The organism is Sutterella wadsworthensis (genome assembly GCF_003315195.1).
GTDB lineage: Bacteria > Pseudomonadota > Gammaproteobacteria > Burkholderiales > Burkholderiaceae_F > Sutterella > Sutterella wadsworthensis.
The window spans coordinates 26,927-49,263 of the sequence record NZ_QNRV01000024.1 but is presented as its reverse complement, the minus strand read 5'-3'; the positions used below and the strand labels follow the sequence as shown (position 1 = coordinate 49,263).

10 protein-coding genes are annotated in these 22,337 nt (G+C 57.1%); all 10 read right to left on the bottom strand.

Translation table 11 applies throughout. From position 1 onward, the window contains the following. On the bottom strand, positions 1 to 3,647 hold a 3,647-nt coding region (locus DES29_RS09440), incomplete at its 3' end, for a beta strand repeat-containing protein (RefSeq protein ID WP_147145899.1). A 1,264-nt stretch (positions 3,648 to 4,911) separates the two neighbouring features. Continuing rightward, positions 4,912 to 8,559, bottom strand: a complete 3,648-nt coding sequence (locus tag DES29_RS09430) for an autotransporter domain-containing protein (RefSeq protein ID WP_021995168.1) — start codon at positions 8,557 to 8,559, stop codon at positions 4,912 to 4,914. Positions 8,560 to 8,874: 315 nt separating this feature from the next. Next, entirely contained in the window at positions 8,875 to 9,642 is a 768-nt protein-coding gene (locus DES29_RS09425; RefSeq protein ID WP_021995167.1) for an HAD family hydrolase, read from the bottom strand. Between the two features lie 315 nt (positions 9,643 to 9,957). After that, the gene (locus DES29_RS09420; protein ID WP_021995165.1) at positions 9,958 to 11,082 is read right to left on the bottom strand and encodes a 5-methyltetrahydropteroyltriglutamate--homocysteine S-methyltransferase; all 1,125 of its coding nucleotides are present in this window, start codon (positions 11,080 to 11,082) and stop codon (positions 9,958 to 9,960) included. A 183-nt stretch (positions 11,083 to 11,265) separates the two neighbouring features. Further along, the gene (locus DES29_RS09415; RefSeq protein ID WP_231293651.1) at positions 11,266 to 11,883 is read right to left on the bottom strand and encodes an IncC plasmid conjugative DNA transfer DtrJ family protein; all 618 of its coding nucleotides are present in this window, start codon (positions 11,881 to 11,883) and stop codon (positions 11,266 to 11,268) included. A gap of 34 nt (positions 11,884 to 11,917) precedes the next feature. Further along, on the bottom strand, positions 11,918 to 14,188 hold the full coding sequence (gene traD / locus DES29_RS09410; RefSeq protein ID WP_236578943.1) for a conjugative transfer system coupling protein TraD: 2,271 nt from the start codon (positions 14,186 to 14,188) through the stop codon (positions 11,918 to 11,920). Between the two features lie 15 nt (positions 14,189 to 14,203). Next, on the bottom strand, positions 14,204 to 16,471 hold the full coding sequence (locus tag DES29_RS09405) for a hypothetical protein (RefSeq protein ID WP_113854798.1): 2,268 nt from the start codon (positions 16,469 to 16,471) through the stop codon (positions 14,204 to 14,206). A 183-nt stretch (positions 16,472 to 16,654) separates the two neighbouring features. Then, positions 16,655 to 18,883, bottom strand: a complete 2,229-nt coding sequence (locus tag DES29_RS09400) for a vWA domain-containing protein (RefSeq protein WP_113854800.1) — start codon at positions 18,881 to 18,883, stop codon at positions 16,655 to 16,657. A gap of 150 nt (positions 18,884 to 19,033) precedes the next feature. Next, positions 19,034 to 20,140, bottom strand: coding sequence for an AAA family ATPase (locus tag DES29_RS09395; protein ID WP_016474412.1), 1,107 nt, complete (start codon positions 20,138 to 20,140; stop codon positions 19,034 to 19,036). Positions 20,141 to 20,412: 272 nt separating this feature from the next. Next, positions 20,413 to 22,041, bottom strand: coding sequence for an amidohydrolase (locus DES29_RS09390; protein ID WP_113854797.1), 1,629 nt, complete (start codon positions 22,039 to 22,041; stop codon positions 20,413 to 20,415). Positions 22,042 to 22,337 lie beyond the last annotated feature (296 nt).

Sequence of the window (22,337 nt, the reverse complement as noted above, 5' to 3'; positions counted from 1 at the left end):
GTACCGCCGCAGGCAGCGGTGTAGTCAAAGCCCAGAACAGCACCGTAGATGTCGGCTTCATAGCCGGCACCGTTGCCGTAGAGGCGCTTGGCTTCATTGGTCGTGCCGAAGACGTCCACCCAGGGGGTGAAGCCTTCCACACGCTGCGCGGAGGTGCGGTGGCTGACGGCAGCAGTGACCTGATCATTGATGTCGAGCGCCGTCGTGAACGCGCCGCCCAAAGCAGCCATGTTCGTGGCAGCGTGTTCAGCGCTCACGAGCTGAGCATCAAAAGCATCCTGAGCGGCATTAATGAAGTCGCTGTAAGCATCCATTTTGCCGTCGGCAATGATGTCCGCCGGATCGGCGTATGCCAACTGAGCAAACTGAGCTTCAGTTGTGTCAGCCTTGATGACGCCGGCAACAAGTGCCTGCTTATAAATGGACTTCAAGTATGACTTTTCAAGATCATCAAGGCCGAAAATCAGCTTATCAGCGATGATGTTTTTGCCAAATTCAACGTTGTACAGAGACGATTCAAATGAACCGAAGCTGTTCAGCCCAAGATCAGCAACCTCTTCGACCTCGGTTTCATCAACCTGCAGATAAACTTTGCCGTTGGACTGCGCGATCGTCCCATCGGTGGTATAGAAGCGCGTGCCGAAGTCAACGCGGCCTTTATTAGCAAGTCCTACGCCGGTATTGACATAGTAAAGGTCGTTCACCTTGTCATAAACGAGTGAGGACTTATTCACCTGCGCGAGGTTGGCGAGGACGAGCTTCTGAGGAGCCGCAGAAGTGACGTTGTTGCCGAAAGTGATGACGGCTGCCGTTTCAGAGGCTTCGTAGCCGGACTGACCCAGCGCGGCGAGGTCGATTGCGACAGTATTTTCGCCTCCAGCCTGATCTCCGTTCCAGGTGCCGATGGCTTGACTGCCAAACGTTACTCCATCTTTGAAGTTAACAGCCTGCGAGACCCACAGCGTGTTATCAAGATGATGCGCGGACTGGTAGGCCTGTGCTGCGGCTTCATTGGCAGAACCGATAACGAGGAGGCCGCCCTTTTCTTCACCGGCAGAGACGTGAACCTTATCGATCACGACGTTGCCGGTCGTAACCTGCTGACCAACTTCCTTCTGCTGAGCATCGGGAGCCGTACCTTCAAGAACGAGGACGCCGCCTTGGATGTGAGCCTTCGCATTTGCATTATTCGCAACGATAATGTTCTTGCCCGACATGCGACCATAAATCGAGAGGTCATCCGTATCCGTTACTGTGCCGGCAAGCGTCAGATCCTCAGCAAATGTGAAGTCGCCGTTGACAGTCACCGCTTTATTGGCCGTAATCTTCCCGTCAACAACACCCGTGTCGTTCATCTCTTCTTCGCCGAACGTAGTGGCGACATTGAGCGTGACAGGCATGACGTCCGTAACGTCTTTGCCGTTGGCATCCTTCGTGGTAACAGCCGGAAGATAGAAGACCTTGCCGTCCGCATCGCCGCGGAGCGTGAGTGTACCCGGCGTGGTACCGTCGGCATCGATCGTTAAGCTAACGAACTTGGTATCAGGATTCGTATTTGTCTTGAGGGCGATTGAACCCGCTGTGAGATCACTGGTGCCAACGGAAGCAGTCGCGGCCGCCGTATCCGTATAGATTGCAACCGCAGACTTGCCGACATAACCAATCCCAACGGCATCAGCGAATTTCGCAACCGTGTCGTTGCCGCTCGAATCTTTAGCACCCACGAGGAGGCCATTGACGAATTCGAAATGGCTTGACGAGTGGCTTGCAGCAAGTTTGTCGTACTGAACCTTCGTGTAGTTGAAGGCGGCGTCATTGAGACGGTACGTCTGGCTCGACTGAGCGGCTGTAGTGAGATTGTCCTTGAGCGCACCGATCGCTTCAATACCGGTCTTATTCTCAACCGCTTTGAAGAGCTGATCAGACGTGGTCACGTAATACCCGTTACCGAGTTCGACCTTGCCGGCATCATTGGCCGTTGAAGCAGTCTTTCCGGCAATTGTCAGGGTTGAAAATTCAACCTCGCCAGCCAGATTGAGCGTACCGTTGTTAGCTACAGCGATCGAGTCGGCACCCAGATAGCTATCAGAAACAGTACCCGTAACTGTCATCGTGCCGGCAACATTAACCGTGCCAACGTCAGAGTCGGAATTGGTTAGCGTCAGCGTACCTTGCTTGCCGACAGTGATGGCATCAGCCGTGATGTTCGTGCTGGTGAAGGTGGCTGCAGCCGGCGTATTGGCCGCGGCAGCACCCGTGACGTCAAGCGTCGTAGCCGCGAACTGAGACTGGTTAACAGTCAACGTACCAAAAGCGCCGACAGCAACTGTTCCAGCCGAGGTCTTCCCGCCAGTAAGTGTTAAAGTGCTGCCCGTATTGGCGGCGTTGCCCTTCACTGTGATGGCATCCGTGACCTTCAGCGTGGCGTCAGAGGCTGTGAACGACGTAGCTGCAGCTGCCACGCCCGTAGCCAGACTGGAATTGTCGATCACGAGATTCGTGAGTGTGGCTTTACCGGTCAGGTCATTAGCGCTCTGAGCCGTAGTTTTGCCGTTTAGGACATTCAGGGTCGTGGCTTCAGTAGTGCCGCCGAGAGCAACGGTGCTGCCGCTCTCGAGATTGATCGTAGTGGCCTTCACCAAACCTGTTCCGCTCGACGTGAGCGATCCGCTACCCTTGACGTCGAGGGTTTCGGCAGAAAGAACGCCCTTATTGTCAACAGTCACAGACCCAATGAACTTCGTGTCCTGCTTATAGTCAGTGTTATCGGCATTAGAGACGAGAACATTCTTGCCGGCGACTTCTGCGTTGCTGATAGTGGTAGCACCTTCGTAGATCGTCGTGCCTTCCTGAGCAGCAATATCGCTGTTGATTTGAATCGTTTGGGCCTTGAATGTCAGCTGACCAGCATTGTTGAGCGCAATGTTGTCAAGCTTAAGGGTGGTGTTCGCCAAATTTGCTGTGCTGTCAAAACCAATTTCAGCTTTGACATCTTTGGCCACATTCAAAGCTACGGCGTGGGCTGGTTCCGTGATGATGTCGCCGGTCTTTTTTTCAACAGCACCAAACGTAAAGGTTGCCTGACGCCCCAGCAGCTGAACAGTCTTCTCAGAATCAGTTTCGGCCTTGAAGTTCACGACGAGATCGCCATCGGCACCCAGCTTGTATTCATCAGTGACCTTGGCGTTGCCGAGTTTCAGGACCCCATCCTTTGTCTTCGTTGCGGCCAGACTGATGGTGCCCGTATCCTTGACATTAACAGCGCCCTCAATCGATTTAGAATGGCCTTCTACAACTAACTCGCCTTGGTTAAGGGTGAGCATGCCCGTCCAACCGAAGATATCGGTGCCGTTCTTCCAAGTCGTGCGATCGGTCGTTCCTTCAGTGACCTTAGGGTCAATGATTGTTTTGGCCTCGTCAGCAACTTTCATGTCGGCAGCATCGCCGCCGGTAATGGTCAGCGTTGTGCCGTTGAGGGTGAGATTCGTGACTGTATTTTCAACAGCCATCGCTGTGCCGGCGACGAGAGACGCTACAGCAGCTACGATAACCGTCTTCACGGCCTTGCCCTGATAGGAGGAGGCCTTTTCGCTTGTGACTACGACGCCGCGTGTGAGCGACTTAGCCACCTTAAATGTACGATTCATTATTTAATTACTCCAAGAGTGTTCTTACATCTCGATTACCCGCCGTTTGCGGGCAGCGAGGCAGTGCAAACAGCACTTAGAGCAGTCTATGAAGCGTCATGAAAACGTATGGGGGGGGGTAACCCTATGTTTTGCAGTCATTTACATGGATAATTTCCGATGTAACTAACGGATAAACATTCGTGGTAGAAACCCTTATTTTCCCCTTTGTTGTAAATTAACGACGCAGATAAACGCCGCCCGAAAACACACCCAAGGCATGCATGTCCGATTCTCGTCAATGCCCCAACGTTTCGAGCAAGACGAAAACACAAGGACGGTTTCGTTCCTCCGTTCCCTATGCGCCGCGCTGATCAGCTTCAGGGTTTACTCGTCGAGTTACTGCGCAGCACAATGTCGCATCACCCGCGGCGCAAAATTGAAATTCTCGGTGAGGTGATGCATGCTGGGGGTCAGTCAGATTAGGCTGTGTATTCGTCAGGATCTGCCTGAGCTGCAGCCGCGGCTTCAGCGACCGGCGAGACGTTGTAGTTCATGCATTTTTGTCGGATCTTTGCCTTCCTGCACGGCGAACCGCCATGTTTTGCGGATACGGTGCAGCTATGCAGCTGCGGTAAAGTCGCTCAGCCAGATACGCACGTCCATCCCGGTGAGTCTGCCAATCTGCACCAGAGAATACACATCCATCATGGCTTCAGCTTCGCCGTCGGCCAATCGGCAAAGTGATGATTCGAACGGCAAATGGAATCGGAGGCTGTTGATGATTCCCAGATTTGTTTAAAGTGCCGGTCCAGTTTCGAATGCGCTTGGGGCTAACCAGAGCCGTTTCGCCGCATGAAGCTGGCAATAACTTCCGCTTTGCTTGATCGGAGGATGGGCCTGCTCGAAGATACGTTCGTAAAACGCGGGAACGCTCAGACCGGAATGGTCCCGCCCGCAGACCTCATAGGCCCAGTTGAACGGGCGTGACAGTGTGTTCGTTTCAGCGACTCCTTGGGCGGTGAGCGTCTCCGCAGTCTCCTTACTGCGGCCGCGTTCGTCCTTGACGCATTGGGACGTTTGCTTCAGAACCACTGCTTACCATCTTTTCAACGCGCCTCTCCTTTAATCCTTCCGTGATTTGTTTTCCTGAAAGGAACCACATCCCTAAAAAAGGAACCCCCGCAGCCTCTTTGAGGAGGTGCGGGGATCGTCATCGGGCGCTCGAAGCCTAAATACGCTTCATAAACGCCTCGATGCTGCAGCTAGAGCGAACTTCGAGAGATCAGAACGTATAGTTGAGACCAACTCTGGCACCTACTGCGGTAGTGCCGTACGATCCGGCACCCGCCTGAATGTCGGCGGAGAGCTGCAGATTATCTCTCACTGCACGCAGGCCAAAGTCGCCCTGAACCGGGTTCGTATCAATCACGTCGGTTTCATGCGAATAAATCGAGATGGATTTGTCGCCGAAGGTTGGTACATAAGCCACTCTGGCGCGGGGCGCAATCGTCCAGCCGCCAATCGTCCCTTCGAATCCCGAGAAGGTGACCGAAAGCGGAATCTGCGTGAAGGTTTGATCTTGGTCGGAGACACGAACTTCACCGATTGACATTGAATCGGTTTCCAGCCGCGAGACACGCACGCCAATGCTCGGAATAACCTCAAGTGCGCCTAAAGCGAAGGTGTGCTGAGCGCGCAGACCGACCGAATAAATCTTCGCATCCACTTTCTGATTCAGTGCAGTCTGCGAAGCCGTGATGTCATTTTCCGAAGCCGTATAAGCCAGTTCACCAACAAGTTTGCAGGCGCCGCCATTAAAGGATTTCGTTCCGTAAAGTGCTACGCCCCAGGTGTCAATCTCATTGTGGATCCCTGCAACCGGACTCCTGAGTGTGCCCGTGCCGTACTGCACAGCAACGCCTGCGCTCCAGGTGTCGGCAACAGCAAAATCAGCACCGAACACAGCATAGCCCATGTCAGCCTTAAATTCGCCGCCGCTCTTTAGATCATCAGACTTGTACTGCTCACCCGAAACATCAACCCAGAGGTTAAGCGGATTCGTCAGCACAGTATCCATTGCAGTATGGTTCGCGACAGCCTCGGCGATCTTAAAGTCTGCACGCCGCGTCATTGCCTGAATACCCAGTGACGAAACCGCCTCGAGGCCGGAAGAAGCATCAAGCGTATTGACGAGCTGTCTGCCGCTCTCATCCACATGAGCGGTGATGAAGGGATTGTCCGTGAGAACTTGACCCTTAAAGTCGACTGTCCCGTTTTCGTTCGTAAGCTGCACGGTCCCTTCGGCAGCATTGGCAACACCGAGGAAGGCTTTTTCAGCAACAACGAGATTGCCCTCGACTACCGAAGAATCGGCAAACTTCTGCTGATCGATAATCAGCATGCCTTGCGCAGCGACTGTCACCTGATTTGCGACCCTGACAGGTGCATCCGCCTTATTGGTAAGGTTGCCGTCGATCAGGATGGAACCGCTGTTGAGCCGGATCGTTTCTGCGGCATAAAGAGCGGCCGTTACGTCGTCCTTCCAAGCAATGTTCTGAGCAACAGCAATTCGGTTGAACGCGGCATCAGCGTCGCCTGCATTCGCGCCAATGACCGTCATCGAATTACGGGCAGAAACCTCGTATCCGGCAAATCCTGCATTAGGGATCGACATGACCACATGAGAAGCTGCGCTCACGGGATTCACGCCATCCTTCCACTCAGGGTCGACAAAAATCATGCCGGTGAAACCTGAAAGATCCTTCAGTACCACCGTCCCGGCGAGTGCGTCAGAGCCTACCGCAATTGTGCCCGCGCCCTGCGCCTTTTCCACGGTAAATACCTTGGAGCCGTGAACGAGAAGCGTACCCGACTCGTTCACATCTACTGTTCCCGAGAGAATACCGCCCTGAGATACTGCACCGCCCAACTCAACCGTCGAATTTGCCTTCACCACGACCTGCAGTGGTTCATCGCCGGAGTGCTTAACTACTGGTGCATCCGCAGAGCTGCCGGTTAGGTTGAGGGTTTTTCCGCCGTCTACAGTCACAGTATTGCCAGTCCCAAGATCGACCGCGGCGACCGAGAGACTTTCTGCGCGATAAGCAACTCCGGTTGGTTCCTCGCCGCCGATCTGCAAATTCTTGTTTTGCGACTGAACAGTAACCGAATTAAGTGTGACGTTCGGGCCGACGTTCGTGAGGTCGTCAAGCGTAACAGTGTCTTTCGACTCTATCCCCTCCTGATCTTTGGCGATCAGCGAGCCAAGCATGACCACATGCCCATTCGTAATGAGCTTCGATGCACTTTCGGCATAGGCAAGGTTGTATAGATCGTCGGTGAGCGCGAGTGCACCGTTCTTTTCGAATGTGACGCCCTGCAGCTTCAGAGTACCCGCATCCGTGGCTGTCGCTTCAGTATCGAGCGCTTTGGTAAATACTTGATCTGTAGAAGTTTCAAGCGTGCCGCCTGCTTTGACAAGAATTGAGCCGCCAATTTTGTTGCCGCTAACGTCCTGATTACCGCTTTTTTCAGCCGAATCGATCGTAAAACTCTTCAGTGCAAGCGTAGCGCCGTTCTCAACATTGACGGCATTTTTCAGTGCCCACGCCGAATTGACGGTCATCTTGCCGTTCTGAACTTCGACCGTACCGTAATATTTATTGAAAGAGCTGTTGACAACCAGTTCGCCTTCGCCCGTCTTCGCAACCTTAGCGTGCTTGCCGCTGTTGGTGCTTGTCTTTGTGTTAGGAATGGATGACGCGATGCTGTCGGTATCGTCTGTCGTTACCTGACTGCCGATCGTGAGGGTTGCGCCGGCATCCACCTTAAATGTAGCTTCGGAACCGCGGTCGAGAAAAAGGAACCCGCCCGCCTGCACAGAAGGCACATGGTAGCCCCATGTATCAATTTGAGTGCCGCTGCTGTCCGAAGATACCGTATTGCCGGAATACGTCATGTCCTTCGTGATGTGAAATTCCACATCGGACGCCTGAGCCACTCCCGTTGCATTGCCGGTCGAATAGTCAACGAGCAAAGCGCCGCCGTACGCTACGCCGCCGGTACTCGTATCTGTCTTGCGCGCAACTGCCGTGTTGTCCTTGAATACGACGTCTTCAAATACCGTACCGGGATTGCCTTTCAGCATGATGGCACCACCGATGGCACCACCTCGAATTGGATCATCCCCTGTTGGCTGATATCCGGTTGATACAGCGGTATTAGAGGAATATTCGCCCCCTACTTGCTTGAAAGGCGTTCCGTAGTTATAAACAGCGCCGCCCGCAACATCGTCTCCTTCGACCTTGTTGCCGCTGAAAGTGCTGTTCACAAACGATAGTTCACCCGTCGCATCGCCCATAATCACTGCACCGCCGATGGTACCGGTTTGATTGCTGATGTTGACGTAGCCTTTAATGACTGTCCCGGAAAGTTTGCCCTTGTTCTTATCCGCATCACTTACATTCTGAACAATAATACGACCGTCAATGACGGCACCTTCTGCAACGTCAATGGTGGTATTAGTAGCCGCCTGCACCAGAATCATGCCCGTGGTCGCTGACTTTTCTCCGAGCAGGATCTGATTTTGATCGGGGGTTTGGGATACAGATCCGTTCACAACGATAGCGGTGCCGCCTTTTGCATTAATCACGCCGTTGTTCTGAACGGTGCCGTTGCTGTAAGGGAGGCCTATGCCGTATCCATTTTCTACGGTAATGGTTCCATTGTTGATAAGCGTATTCCGCCCATCTTGAGGGACAGTTTCGCCTGTCTGCATGCCATAGCTGCTGCTGTCAGTAACAACGATCGATTCCGTGTTGGTCGCTGTTTGGCCGTTGTTCGCTGTCAAACCTTGAGCCGAAGCAGTTCCGGCCACCATACACAAAAGAGCTGATGCAACGGCTGTTGTTATTTTGGATTGAGAATACATGAGAGATACTCCTGTTGTTACTTCATGTTTTCTCAGAGATTACACATACCTTTCTTTGTATACTTATAAATCTGTGCCCCCCCCCCCCCGATCAACCATAAACGCCTCTCGCACAGAGGTATACATATTGGAAGTGGAATCCCTTACTCTATTGCAAAGAAGCAACACATCATTGATGGTCGTATCGCTTCATTAAGCCGCGAACCAGACTGCACAAACAAACATCAGCCAGTCATGCTGCCGAACGCGGACAGCAAGGGGACAGTTATTCAAATGAAAGAAATGGCCCCCGCAATCAGCTTGAGCCGCAATACTTTAGCTTCGCACGGTCTGAGTTTCCGGCACGCCCTTGGCATCCACCTGCGCGGTCATTTGAGTGCGCAGGGAGAGTTTCCACTCTGCAACTTTCCAGCCGTTTTTGCGGGCTGCGGATTCGAGCACTGCGTCCGGATTGACACAAACGGTATAGCCCGCGCGTTCAGCGAGCGGCAGGTCATTTCTGCTGTCGGTAAAGAAAAGTACATCTTCAAAACCGATGCCGGCTTCGGCGAGCCGTTCAGAAAGTCTCTCAACCTTCCCTTCCTGAAAAGTCGGAATGCCGACAATTTCGCCGGTACAGAATCCGTCTTTAAACGCCAGCTCAATCCCCATCGCATCGGTAAGTCCAAAGAGCTTGGCAATCGGCTTCACAATGAAGGCTGCCGAGGCCGAGAGCACACAGGCTGGAATATTGGCCTGCAGTGCGTTCTTCGCCCATTTTTTGCCGTCAGGGAAAATCAGCGGCGCAATTTTCTTTTTGGCAAACTCCTGAGCCAATGCATGGAGTTTTTCCTCCGGAATGCTGCGGAACGCTCCGGCATGTTTTCTGCAGAAATCGCGGATGTCCAGTACGCCTTTGGCGTAGCTTTTCACCATATCGCGGTCGTACTGACGCCAGATGGGATCAGTGACGATCTTTTTTTCATAAAGAAATTCCGTCCATAGGATCGTTGCGTCGCACGCGATCAGCGTGTGGTCGAGATCAAAGACCACGAGCTTCGGGGGCCGGGACGTACCCGGAAGCATCAGCGGAAAAGCGGCCATGGCAGTTAATTCAGTTTAAAAAGACTTCTAAAGCGGACGGATGAGGCATGGATAGTGAGAGTCATTGTGCAGAATTCATGCCCAATCAGCAAAGCTCATTTTGCCAATCGATCCGAGGGAAGTTGATGCAGGTCTATCTGACGGCAGAATTCATCCTTTTGAAACACGCTTCATGGCTCGGGATGGGCAATGAAAACGGGACGCAGCAGCCGGAAAGCTATTGCGTCCCATTTTTTCTGAAGTCGGCTGACGGTTCTAATCATCAAGTCGATTCAATTCAATTGAGCGAAGTGCGGTCAGCCGCAATGCCGGAAATTACTGATCACCCCAGACTTCGTCGGCAATTTCACGCACCAGGCGAACCTTCGCCCACTGCTCATCTTCGGTCATGATATTGCCTTCTTCCGTGGAGGAGAAGCCGCACTGGGGCGAGAGGCAAAGCTGATTGAGCGGCACATATTTCGTCGCTTCTTCAATGCGGGCTTTGACGGCGTCCTTGTCTTCAAGTTCAGGGAACTTGCTGGTGATGAGACCAAGCACGACGGTCTGGTTCTTGATGAAGCGCAGCGGCTCGAACGAACCCGAACGGTCGCTGTCGTACTCAAGGAAGAACCCGTCCACATTGCAGTGCGAGAAGAGAATGTCGGCCACGGGTTCGTAGCCGCCCGACGAGAACCAGGTCGAGCGGAAGTTGCCGCGGCAGATATGCATCGTGACGGTGAGATCTGCGGGCTTATTGGCCAGGATCTTGTTGATCACTTCAACGTAGCGCTTGGCCACCCAATCGACGTCAATCCCGCGTGCGGCGTAGGCTCCGCGCTTTTCGACCGAGCAGAATTCACCCCAGCTCGTGTCGTCAAACTGCAGATAGCGGCAGCCGCGTTCATAAAGCGCGAGCATGGCGTCCGTCCACGTCTGTGCAAGATCGTCAAAAAGCGCATCGGGATGCTCAGCATAAAACGGGATGGGCTTATAGGTCTCACAGCGCACCGCACAGATGAGGTGCAGCATCGAGGGCGACGGGATCGTGTACTTGATGGGTGTGTCGCCGGCAATCGCCTTCAGACGGTCATAGGCTTCCAAGAACGGATGATCCTTGGGGAAACGGATGCGGTCTTCGATCACCACCGTTTCGGCCTTGGGCTGGAAGCCTTCAAAATGCACCGACCAGTGATCGGCCTTCACATGATGCAGACCGGAAAGACCGGCGAGAAAGTCCAGATGCCAGAAGGAGCGGCGGAATTCGCCGTCGGTCACGGCCTTGAGGCCGTTCTTCACTTCCTTTTCAACGAGATCCTTGATGAGACGGTCTTCGAGCGCGGTGAGAGAAGCACGATCGAGCTTCCCGGCCTGAAAAGCGTGACGCGCGTCGAGCAGTTCCTTGGGGCGCAGAAAGCTGCCGACGACATCAGCACGATACGGGGGATTGACTTGGGACATTTTTCTTCTCCGGCATTGGGACGGATCCGCACTCAGCAAAGCACCCTGCTTCGCGGCATGGGGCGGACATCCTGTAGTAATTTGGTGAATGAATTATGACCTGCCTGTATTCGATTTGGTCACCCTAAACGCGTCTCTCGGACGTAATACCGCAAGCTTCGGCGCAATTGCTGCGGCACGAATTCACCGAGGGAGGCGATGCCACCGCGCAGCCATATGCCTCATGGCCAAGCCAAAGAGCACTGGGATCACCCAAAAGCACCACTCGGAAACGACCGTCGGAAGCAGTGCTGCGACAGAGCTCACGATGAAGAGTCCGCCCGGCACAAACCCAAGACCCGCAAAGAGACTCGGCCGCCCGCCCGTCATGCGGTGGTGCGCAATTCTGCGCTCGAGCATGCCGTCGGCAAATAGCGCAATAAGAAAGACCCCCGAAAGGAGGAAGTAGACCGCCATTCTGGCCGTCCGCCGGATGGCGAGCAGCCCCATGAGCCGAAGATTTTCGATATAGGGCGACGCTGCCGCTCTCGATAAGCTCGTCCGAATCGGATCTGCCGCTCGTCTCGAATCGTTGCCTGACCACCCTGGGAGCCGCGTATGAGCTCCCTTGCCGAGCGTCGTCGGAAATAAGCCCTGGGTTCCGGATGCCCATACGGCGCGCAGCGCATCCTCTGTCCATTGAGCCGCGAGAGATGCCCTCCCGTCCAAAACCTGCGCGGCGCCATAAGCATCAGCATAAATCACCCGAATGAGCCGCTCGGGCGAAGTCCCGGCGGCGCCAAACCCGGCGGTGAGGAGCATAGCGGCTGTCCATAATCCTAAAAAGGCTCTCATTTCAGGCTCTCTCCTTTTTCACCATTGAAGTGACGTCCGAGTGCCGCCGACCGCTCTTCAGGCACTTCACGCGAGCCTCAAGGAACGCTCGCAAACGCCCGATGGGCGCAGGGACTTTCGGCACCGGCGCATACAGATGGAGGCCTTCGAGCGCGGGATCGAGAATCGGCATGCGCCCTTTCCAAAGCCGGCCGCCCGAGAGCGACGCAAAAAATTCGAGGTTAGGCAATTGGCCTAGGGCTTCGAGCGGCACGACGGAATCGCGTCGGCCGCTGAGACTCGATGATGCGGCCGCACGGAAAGCGGGGAGCGCACTCGCGCCGGCCGTTGTCGTCACCGAGGCCGCTGTCTCCCAAATCGTCGTCCGGCCGAAAACTTCGGCAATAAACTTTTGCGTCGCTTCATCCTTCGTGCGAAGCGCAATGAGATTATTTAAATTGCCAAGCGCCATGCGTGCCTGCGCCGCAGAACCTAAGCGCGCTTCCAGATCGCTGATGGTCTGCATGGCGCAGACGCACTGAAAGCCCGCCTCCATGCCTTTATTGAGAATTTCAATCAGGGGCGGATTGATGACGTTGGCGGTTTCATCCACAAAAAGACTCGTCCGCACAGCCTCCTGACCGCTTGCTTCCGTGTTGTAGCGCCGCCCGGCTGCACCCGAAAGGTCTGAAAGCAAGAGCGCCCCTAGGGCCGAAGCCGTTTCGGCGTCGGGCAGCGCATCGAGCCCCAGATAGAGGACGCCCTGCATGCTGATCACGTCTTCGAGCGAAACGATGGGCCGCGAATCGTCGGTTTTGCCCGAGAGATCAAATTCCGGCGAGAGACTTTCGCCCAATGCTCCGGCTGTGAGCATGGAAAGTGCCGGGAGAAGCGACGCAGTGATCTTCACATAATGCTCCCTGCTGTGGCGATAAACGGAGAGAAGCCCTTCGACCGCCGCTTCGGGCGTCCCGGGGCAGTATTTCGTTCCTGGGGAACCTGCTGTGCGCTCCCAAAGCAAAGCCATGGCTGCGAGCTCCGTCCCGCCGCCCGCCCCCATCGGCACTCGGATCTCCCGCGACTGCTGCAGGATGAGTGCCTCGAGGCGCTCTTCCCAAAAGGGGACGTGCTTAGCCAAATCCTTGCGGAGCGCCGCCTCGAGGAGCTCCTCAATGCCGCGCTCAAGTGCCGCACGAAAGCGCCGCAAGGTCGGCGGCTGTCCCACAAAGAGCATGCCTTCGGTCATGACAAAGACCGCACGCCAGGCAAATGCGGTAAAAGCACCGTCCCCGCGAGGGAGCACTGCGCAAATGCGGCTCGCGATTTCAGTGCTGCGGGTGTAGCTCCCCAGAGGGTTGAGCCGCACGCCGCGCTTCGGGAATGCCGGACGAAATTCGAGCGGCTCGGGCCGACCGGCGGCACGGCAAGCCCCGATAACGGCGCTTCGGAGGCGTTTGCTCGATTTGGGATCAATGACAATGACCGCGTCGCCGCGCAGAATCGCTTGACTAACGAGGTTCGTGAGCACGACGCCTTTTCCCGTCTGCGTTGTGCCGACGAGAAGCGTTCCGCCTCCTAAGCTCGAGAGCGGCCGAATAATGCCGGGCTCTTCTTCAATTCGTCCGCGCTGCCAGGGCGGACAGACCGGCGACGGCCCGACACCGTGCAAAACGGGAATCCCGGGCGAAGCGTCAGATAGCCCGGGGTGCTGAGCAAACCAATGACGCCAGCGTTCCGGCAGAAGCATGCTTTTCCAGTCAATGCGCGTTAATTCATACAATCGCTGCGCTTCAACCGGTGTCCAGCGAAACCCGAGTCCAAACCAAACCGATTGAACAGGCGCTTCGGCCGGCGCATGAAAGAGCGTTCCCGGGTCTGCTCCTATCAGACGAATCGCTGCTGCCCTCGTCATGCCCGTCTGACGAATGGCCGACCGGGGTTCATCGGGCGAGAGCCTAGGCGTCTCGAAACTTCGCATCACGAGCGCCAGATCGGCAAAGCTCATGAAGGCCGGCGCATGCCCGGAGAGCCGCGAGCGTTCTTGCCAAATACGCTGCGCCTCCGTGATCCGCTTGAGCGCCAGTCCTGCCGGGATGCCGCCCAATACCAGTGCGGGCATGCCGGAAAGCACTCCGCAGCTCCAAAGTCCCAATGCAAAGGCCGAAGCGGTCATGTGCCACAGAACGGGGCCCACTTCCCAAGCGGGCCGCCAGAGCGCCAAACAGTCCGCAGAAGCTTCCGACGCCGGCCTGAAAGACTTGGCGAGCGGCCGTCTTCTTTTCAGTAAATCCATAACATTAGTCATCGCTCACATTCCAATCCATTGCGCCTCAGCGCCCTGCGCCGCAAGGCGCCGGCGTGATTCGCCCTCGATCCGCTGAGTGCCCCCGGCAGGATTGCGGCGAACGAGCGTGAGGGCGGCGGGGTTCAAAAGAAGGCCGGCCTCCACTAAGCCGTTCTTATCCGCGCGGTGCCAAATCCAAGGGGCAAGCCCCGTATTCGCACCGGTGCGGCGCAACAAAAGCGCTGAAGCCGAGAGGAACGCCCGCAGGCGTTCAAAGGAATCTTCAAAAGCGCTTTCCGGGAGAAACACGCCGGGGGGATTGAGCGTCGTGATTTCGGAAGTGAGTGCGCCCGAGTCTTTCAAGTGTTCCAACGCAGCCGAAACTGCATCGCCCGCCAAACCCGCCTCGGCGCCCAGCCCAAAGATCCACTCGCAGTCGTCGAGCTGCGGCATCGGCATCTGAGGCTCTTCCATCACCCGAAGCTTCGGCTGTGAGTGCTCTGAATCGAAGGCATCGTCATCTGCATCCGTTCCGTCGGCCTGCTCGAAGCAAAAGAGCGCGCAGCCTTCTTCGTGCTCGGTGTTTTTGGGTGGTTTAGCTGCCGATACTTCTGGGCGCGGTATGAAACCGGCTGGATTCACCGCCATATGCCGCCCTCGGGCGCCGTCCGGACCCAGTGCCCGGGCAATGGGCTGAGCCGCTTTGGCCAGCCGCATTAAACGAACGTCTAGAGCTGCCCAGAGTTCATTCGCGGTCCGCGCGCTGTCTGCGCCGCTCCCCGAAATCTCGGATTCAGGGGACTCTGAAAGTGCCTTCACCGCTCTCGCCCTATTCTGATGCTGCTCGGGACTTAAGCGAGACTGTGCAGCTGCTGTGAGAAAGGCGGCCTCGAGTTCACGCGAAGACCTTAAAGGAAGAGCCGCCGGTTTGTTCGGGAGCTTAAGTTTCTGCGGCTTTATCGGCAGAGATGCCGAAAGCCCAAGCACCTCTGCAGCCGCAAAGAGCGCTGCCGCCCGCAGAAACTGCTCTTCTCTTTCGTCCTGTTGGTGACCGTTAAGCAGTAAAAACGGTTCGGCAGCGGGATAAATGTCGACCGCGGTCTCCGCCAAGAGCCGTCCGCCCAGAGGCCATTCAAGCCACCAGCCGTCAGCCGCCCACCATAAACGCGGTTTTCGATGCGCTTCGGCTGAAGCGGATTCATCCGGTTTCTCCGCTGAATCGTCTGTCGACTCCTCTGGTGACGCCCGCCTCTGTCGAACGGCAAATCCTTTTGGGCTTCCCTCATCCGCCGCGGCATCGACGGGAAGCACCTCACCTTCGGCGACCCTTTGGGTGAAAGCTTTGGAGAAAAGCGTTCGGCCTTCGACGGACGATGCCATGCGAAAAATCTCGCTCGGGAGCTTCGGCGCACCGCCAACGAGTCTTCGGCGGCGAGCATCAATCAAAATGCGGGCGAGGAGCCGCCCTTCGTCACTGCACGCCGGCAATCCCAACAGTTCTTGGTCGAGCGCCGCTTCCCAGCGCCGGTCAAAATTCGTTTCGGTTACCGCATTCCATAGCGTCTCTGAGGCCCTTGACCTCGAACCCGCTCTCTGGACACGCGCAAGGATGCTCCACAACGCCCGCCTTTTCGTTTCGCTTTTGAGACGTGTGGTGCTGAGGTCAAAGGTCTGCGCAGAGAGCTCTTCGGCGCATCTCCCTCGTACGATTCGGCCGCTCCGCACGCTGCGGAGCACGAATTCAGCCAAAAACTCCGTTTCGGGGGCCCAGCACTCCAACGGTTCCCAGCGGTCTGCTCGTCCTTGGCCGGCTTCCACTGTGATCTCGGTTATCGGTTCCCAGGCAGCAGCCAGCGCGCCCAAAAAGACCGTCCGCCTGCGCGCCTGGCGCAGCACATCGATTTCGACGGGATTGAGTCCGGCCGGCTGCGGCAGAGCAGCTGCGGCAGCTGATGCGTCCCCCATCAATGCCAATCCGCAGGCAAGGAGGCTTTGGCCGAACGCTTCATTTGCCCAAACCGCACAGTCGGCCGCAAAGGCCGTGAGCACCGAAGCGCCCCAGGCATTGAAGTCCGCTCGGCCGAGCGATGCTTCAATGCGGGCCAAGGCTTCTGGATGACGGCGTAAAGCGGTGAGCGGATTGGCCGGACGGCATCGCAGCAGGATTTCGCCGAAAAGTCCGCCTGCACTCCGCCAATCCCTGGCTGACTCATAGGCCGCTGATGACTGCGGCATTAAGCCGGGCTTGAGGCGATTGTTTACCGTGCAGAAATGCGGAATATGAATGGACATCGTGACGGGAGTGATTTGGAGAAAAGAAATGGAGAAAAAGCCCGAAGCTTGGGGCTTACATAAAAAAAGCCCCGCCGAATGCCTCGTCATCGGGTCCAAAGGACCGAAAACGGGAGGCATCCGAACGGGGTGCGATGAAGCTAAATGTCAGAGAGGGTCGCCTGAAAGCGCTGTCAGTCCTCATCAAGGATGGCGGCGCCGCCAGTCGCGAAGCACATCTAAGAGCGCGAGCGGAATTTCCGCGGCGTTTCTCACTACACGTGTTTCCTTTTCGAAGAGCCGGCGGCCGGGTACGGTCTGATGCAGATTTAAGAGCACCGCCGCCGTTTCAATGCCGGCGAGCTTTAAAGCTGCTTCCTCCGCTCGGCAGTCGTCCGCGGCAAAAACCCCATCGGTAAAGAGGATGAGGAGTTTTGTCGGTTCAGGACGGTGCCCGAGCGAAAAGAGCGACCAGAGGAGCGTTTGAGTGATTGGCGTCGGTCCCCTGGAAGGAATCGAAGCGAGCACCCTGCGTGAGCCGCCCGGGGGCGTCTCCCACTCGGAAGCGAGCATCGGGCCTCGGCCGGCGGCGTCCGGAAAGACGGCCGTGCGGCAGTGAATGCCTGGTGTTCGCTTTAAAGCTTCTTCGAGCCGGACTGCCGCCGTCCGCACGATCGCGCCGCCCTCGACCCCCACTGATCCCGAAAGATCGATGAGGATTTGCATAGCGGCGTCGCAGGCAGGCGCCCGGCCTTCCCGCAGGAAGATTCGGTCGTCGCCGCAGACGGCGCGCTCCAAGAGATCATCGTCCGCGTCCCAGCCCGAAGCTGCGCCGCTCATTGGCACCGGCACGCGTCGGCGTAGCGCCTCGGCGTACTGCAATCCAAGATCTGACGTTTTGGGCCAAACATTGGCGAAAGCACGCCGAGCCGTCTCGATTTCTGCGAACAAATACCCTCGAAGGATGTGAGAAGACGAACTGACGCCGTCCATCGAACCGGCATTCGCTAATGAGGCCTGTTCGCAGTCTCGCGCGAAAGCTTCGGCATAGCGCTCCTCAGCCGCCGTCGGATCAAATTCCTCTTCGGACTTTGCCGTGATGGCCGAGAGGAGCTCTTCGAGCCCCGCTTCAGCATCGCAGGACGATGCCCTCGGGTTAAGCGATGCCTCCCCTTCGGGCGAACTGCCCGACGCTGGGACCCACCCCGTCGGATCCAATAAACGCCTGAGGACGGCGTATTCCGCCGCCGGCGCAAGATCCTCTGCCGGTGAATCGAACCCATTGTCCGCCGCCGCACTCGCAGTCTCACTGCCATTGTCAAAGAGTGAAAGCTGAAGCGACGCCGCTCCCATACGGGGAGAGGAGCGCGCTTCATCTTCCGCGCTTAACAAGGCCGACTCGACTTGGGCGGTTTTCTTGGCCATCCGCATGCGGTCGCTGAGGAGCTCCACCAGGTCCCGCGCCAAACTGAGGCTTTCGGCCGTATTGGCGAGCGGGAGTCTTCCCATCACGAAACGAAGCGCCTCATCGAGGAGACCCCCGCCGAGTTTTTCTCGGGCCAATTGATCGGCTCGGACGAGTATGCCCTCAGGGAGCTTGAGGTTCAAAACCTTAGCCTCGAGGACGCCCAGCATCCAGCCGAAAAAGAGCTCCGGAAGCTTGGTGGTTCCGTTGACGGCAAATGCCGCCTTCCCTGTCGTGCAGAGCACAGCAAAGAGTGCTTCACGCCAAAAGCGGTAGCCGCGGCACTCCGCCATGCCCAATGCGTCCACGCGGATATCTTCAAAGAGGTTGAAGAATGCACTCACTCTCGGGTCTGAGTGCGCCTCTGAACCTGCAGCATCGAAGTTCGTATGAACCACGTGACAGCGCTCATGAACGCCATGACCAAAGAGATAGATGGGCGCAGCCGGATGGCTGAAGTCAATGGGCCCGAGCCAAATCGTGCGGCCGTCCGTCTGCGGGCGCCCTTTGAACTTGACGGTAATGCCGTCTCGTCTGCAGAGCGCCGGCAGCGCGAGCATGGCCATGATTCTGGCCGTGTCGGCTGCGGCCGGACCGCCGGCGCCGAGTTCGGCGGCAGCATGTTCAAGAAGCGGTCTGGCCGCTCCCCAAAAACGCCGGCCCTTAAAAAGCTTTTCCGCTTTGGCGTTGACCTCGCGAAAGGTCTCCGCCAAACGGCGTTTTTCGGCGCCTTTGACTTTCGCGCGCAGTCCGTCCAAACGATTGAGCTCGGCATAAAGCTGAGCTTCTTCCGGCGTCGTCGGGTCACCGAAGCGAGCTTCGGTGTAGGCGGGCGGGAGGAACCTTCGCTTTTGAGCGGCTGGAGCGTTTGGCTGAGCCAAAGGCCCGCACCCTCTCGCGGCGATGTGATTGGAAGGACGGTCTTCGTCGAGCGGCAAAGCGAACTGAACGGTGTCCGTTGTCATCATGATGGTCTCCATTGAAGATGTGGTCTTCGCTTTCATTTGCCGGGCAACCGATATTGAAGCCCTTCACAAGCCAAGAAATGCCCCGAAACCAGCGGTCAGGGGCATTCGAAGGCTTTAAAAGGCCCAAATAGGGCGCCTTGGCATAGGGCTTCAAGAAAGTGCGGGAGTCTCAGTGCAAGCCTTCGGTCTCGAGGACCGAGGGTTTCGCCGCACGGGGGCCGAAGACTCCGCGCGCATCTGCCGCAGTTCCGTGATTCGCTCGCCGAAGATCGTTTTGAGATACGTGACGAGCGCATCGCGCACCGGGCGGTCGAGCGCGTTGCCGACAGCGGTGTCTGCGGCAGCAGCAATGGGATCGGCCGAGACCGGCAAATCCCCTGCCGCATACCGCAGCGTGAGTTCCGCGAATCGGCGGGCAGCACGAATAGAGAGCGCAAAGGAGCGGTTCTCAAACCCCAGAGGGGATTGAGCTGCCTTGCACCTTGAGCCCGCTGCCGCACGCGCCGCGAGCGCACAGATTTCTTCTGCTGCGGCCTCACCCGCACGCACGACGAGATCAGCCTCGAGTGACGCCAGAAGCACACGCGCTTCGTCGGCCTCATGGAGTCCTTCGCATCGCAGGTGCCACATACGGTCAATGACCGATCGGTCCTGAATCTGCCGGCCGAAATAGCCCGCTGCGAGTTCCGTCGAATGCCCGCGGGTATTGTCGGTAAAGACAATGCGCGCGAGCGGATGACGATCAATCACCTCGCCCGTCTGATCAATTTCGAGGGGAAGCCCTTCCAAAAGATCATTGGCGGAGACCCAGACTTCCGGCGGTGCCGCTGAGAACTCATTGATGAGGAGTACCCAGCCGTTGCGCCATGCGAGCGCTGCCGGGCCGTCGACCCAAGTCATGCCGCTGGGTCCGAGAACCCAGCGGCCGATGAGTTCTCGGCGGTCCATCCGCGGCCGGGCCGTAAAAACCACGGCCGGCATCTGCATCACTGCGCAAAATGCGAGCACCGAGGCAGTTTTGCCGGAACCGGCGGGTCCGGTGATGAGGAGCGGTTCTGCACCGCCCCAGTTCCACCAGCCGGCGATGCCGTCATACGCCTCGGGCGCAAAATGCCATCCGCGCGGGAGTTCCGGCACGCGCAGCGCACCTTCTCTCGTGAGATCGTCTCTGACATAACCCCTGGCAGCGGGATGCGCCTCATCGCTGAGGTGCAGCCCAAAACGGCTGGCCGGGACAGCTGCGATTTCCTGCTTCATTGATTTTCTCCAAAAAGAAAAACCCCAGAGCGCGTACGCGCCTGAGGCGAGCTTCGAAACCGAACCTGTCCTGCGAGGGCGAACGCCCTCAGGGGTTCAAGTTTTATTGATGTGCACGGATATTGACCGGAGTCTTGAAGGCCGTGCGTCCTTCAGCTGTAAGCGTTTTCAATATTGCAGGAGTTGCGCGGATTTTGCAAGTGCGCCAGCAGAGCCTCATCAATAGATGATGCCGGCAGGCTTTCAGACGGCCTGCCGGTCAGTGAAGACCCTCAGTCCGCTTTGGGGAGTTCGAGCTTCGCGCCGTCGCGCCAGATGCCCGTCACCCGAAGTTCGGCGAGTTTAGAGGGCGCCGTCATGAAGGGATTCCCTGAAAGCCGAATGAAGTTTGCCCGGGCTCCCGGTTCAATAACGCCGATTTGGCCGTTTTCGGGCATGACCAGTGCGGCGCGGCCGGTGTAAAGCGCCAGAGCCGTGCCTACAGACACTGCCTCATCAGGCCCAAAAACGCCGTCGTCGGCGTCGCGGCGCGTGACTGCGGCCGCGAGAGATACAAAGACGCTGTCCGGATCTGCCCAGGTCGTGCACGGCGCGTCGGACGACAAAGCAAAGGCATCCAATCTTTGGGCGATGCTCTTTACCGGATAAGCCGCGTTGAAGTCGGCGTCGGAAAGCGATGCACGGTAGCTGCGCCATTCGGCAAACGGAAAGATGATCTGCGTGGTGAATGCGGGCTTCAAGCGCATCTGATCAATGCGCTCGAGCTGATCAGGCCGCAAGAGACTCGCGTGCTCGAGGCGAACGCTCGGAACATCAGCGAGCCATGGATCGGCATCCGAAAGCCAGTCGAGCACGGCATCGATTGAACGGTCTCCCATGATGTGAATCGAGAGCTGCACGCCGTTTCGGCGCGCATAAGAGAGTGCGGCGAGGAATACGGGTTCTTCGAGCGTCATCATCCCGCAGGGATAGTCGAGCTTTTCGCCCTCAGCGGTTTTGTAGGGGTTCCGCACGGCCGCCGTTTTGCCCGAAATCGAGCCGTCGGCAAAGAGCTTGATGCCCGCATAGCGAACCGGGCCCCGCAGTTCATCGGCACGAAAGTCCGGCATGCCCGACGAGTCTTCGCCGCCCTGCCACACGGCATAGAGGTTGAAGTCCACCGGCAGACCGCGGCGGCAGGCTTCGCGGTAAAGCGTCAGGGGCTCCGGGTCACTCCCGCGCATGACCATCATGTTGGTCGTGGTGAGAATGCCGTGCGACAAGTAATGGTCTTTGAGCTTTAAGAGCGATTCAACGGCGCTTTCGAACGTTTTGGCCGGTTTGGCGTGTGCCTCAAGAAAGCGTACGGCACCGAGCTCAATCAATCGGCCGTCAGGCTCCCCGTTTGCATCGCGGCCGAACGCGCCGCCCTCCGGATCCGGCGTGTTTCGGTCAATGCCGGCCATCTCGAGGGCCTTGGAATTCACGACCGCTGAGTGATAGTCGGAGCGGCGGATGAAGACCGGCCGGTCAGCTGAAACCTGATCAAGGTCACCTTTGAGCGGTGTGCGGCCCTCAGCGAGAAGACTTTCGTCATATCCCCAGCCTTCAATCCAGCCCTCCGGATTCTTCGCAGCCATTTTGCGCAGAGCGCTCTGGAGTTCCGGTATCGAACGAACGGTCGGCGGCGTACAGGCGGCCGCCCCCATTGTCATGGCCAGGCCATCGGGATGCGCATGTGCATCAATGAAGGCCGGCATGACAAAAGCGCCGCGCATATCGATCGTGACGATTTCAGTGCCGTCCGGCGCCGGTGAGTCGTCGGCAATAAACATACCGTCTTCAACCGTGAATTCCGTGAGAAACGGTTCACCGGTACGACCCGGAAAGGCACAAAGGTTCTTATAGTGAATTCGCGACATGACTGATGGTCTGGGGAAAAGCTTCCCTGTCCGCTTTATGAATGTTGGCGGCGAACGCACAGAGGCGTCCGCTATGATGACGCAGATTCTACTCAGCCCAATCTTTCGTGCATCCGACTTCACCGTCAACGTGAAAAACTCTTTGCCGCGCTTCAACCTGCATCAGAAGATTTCTCTACTGTGGAAATGCGTAATTCGATCTGAAGAAATCGATTCGCATTGGAGAACCTTGTGAGTGCCCGCGATCCTGCTGCTGACCGGACTGCATGAATTAAAAGAAACACAGAACATACATT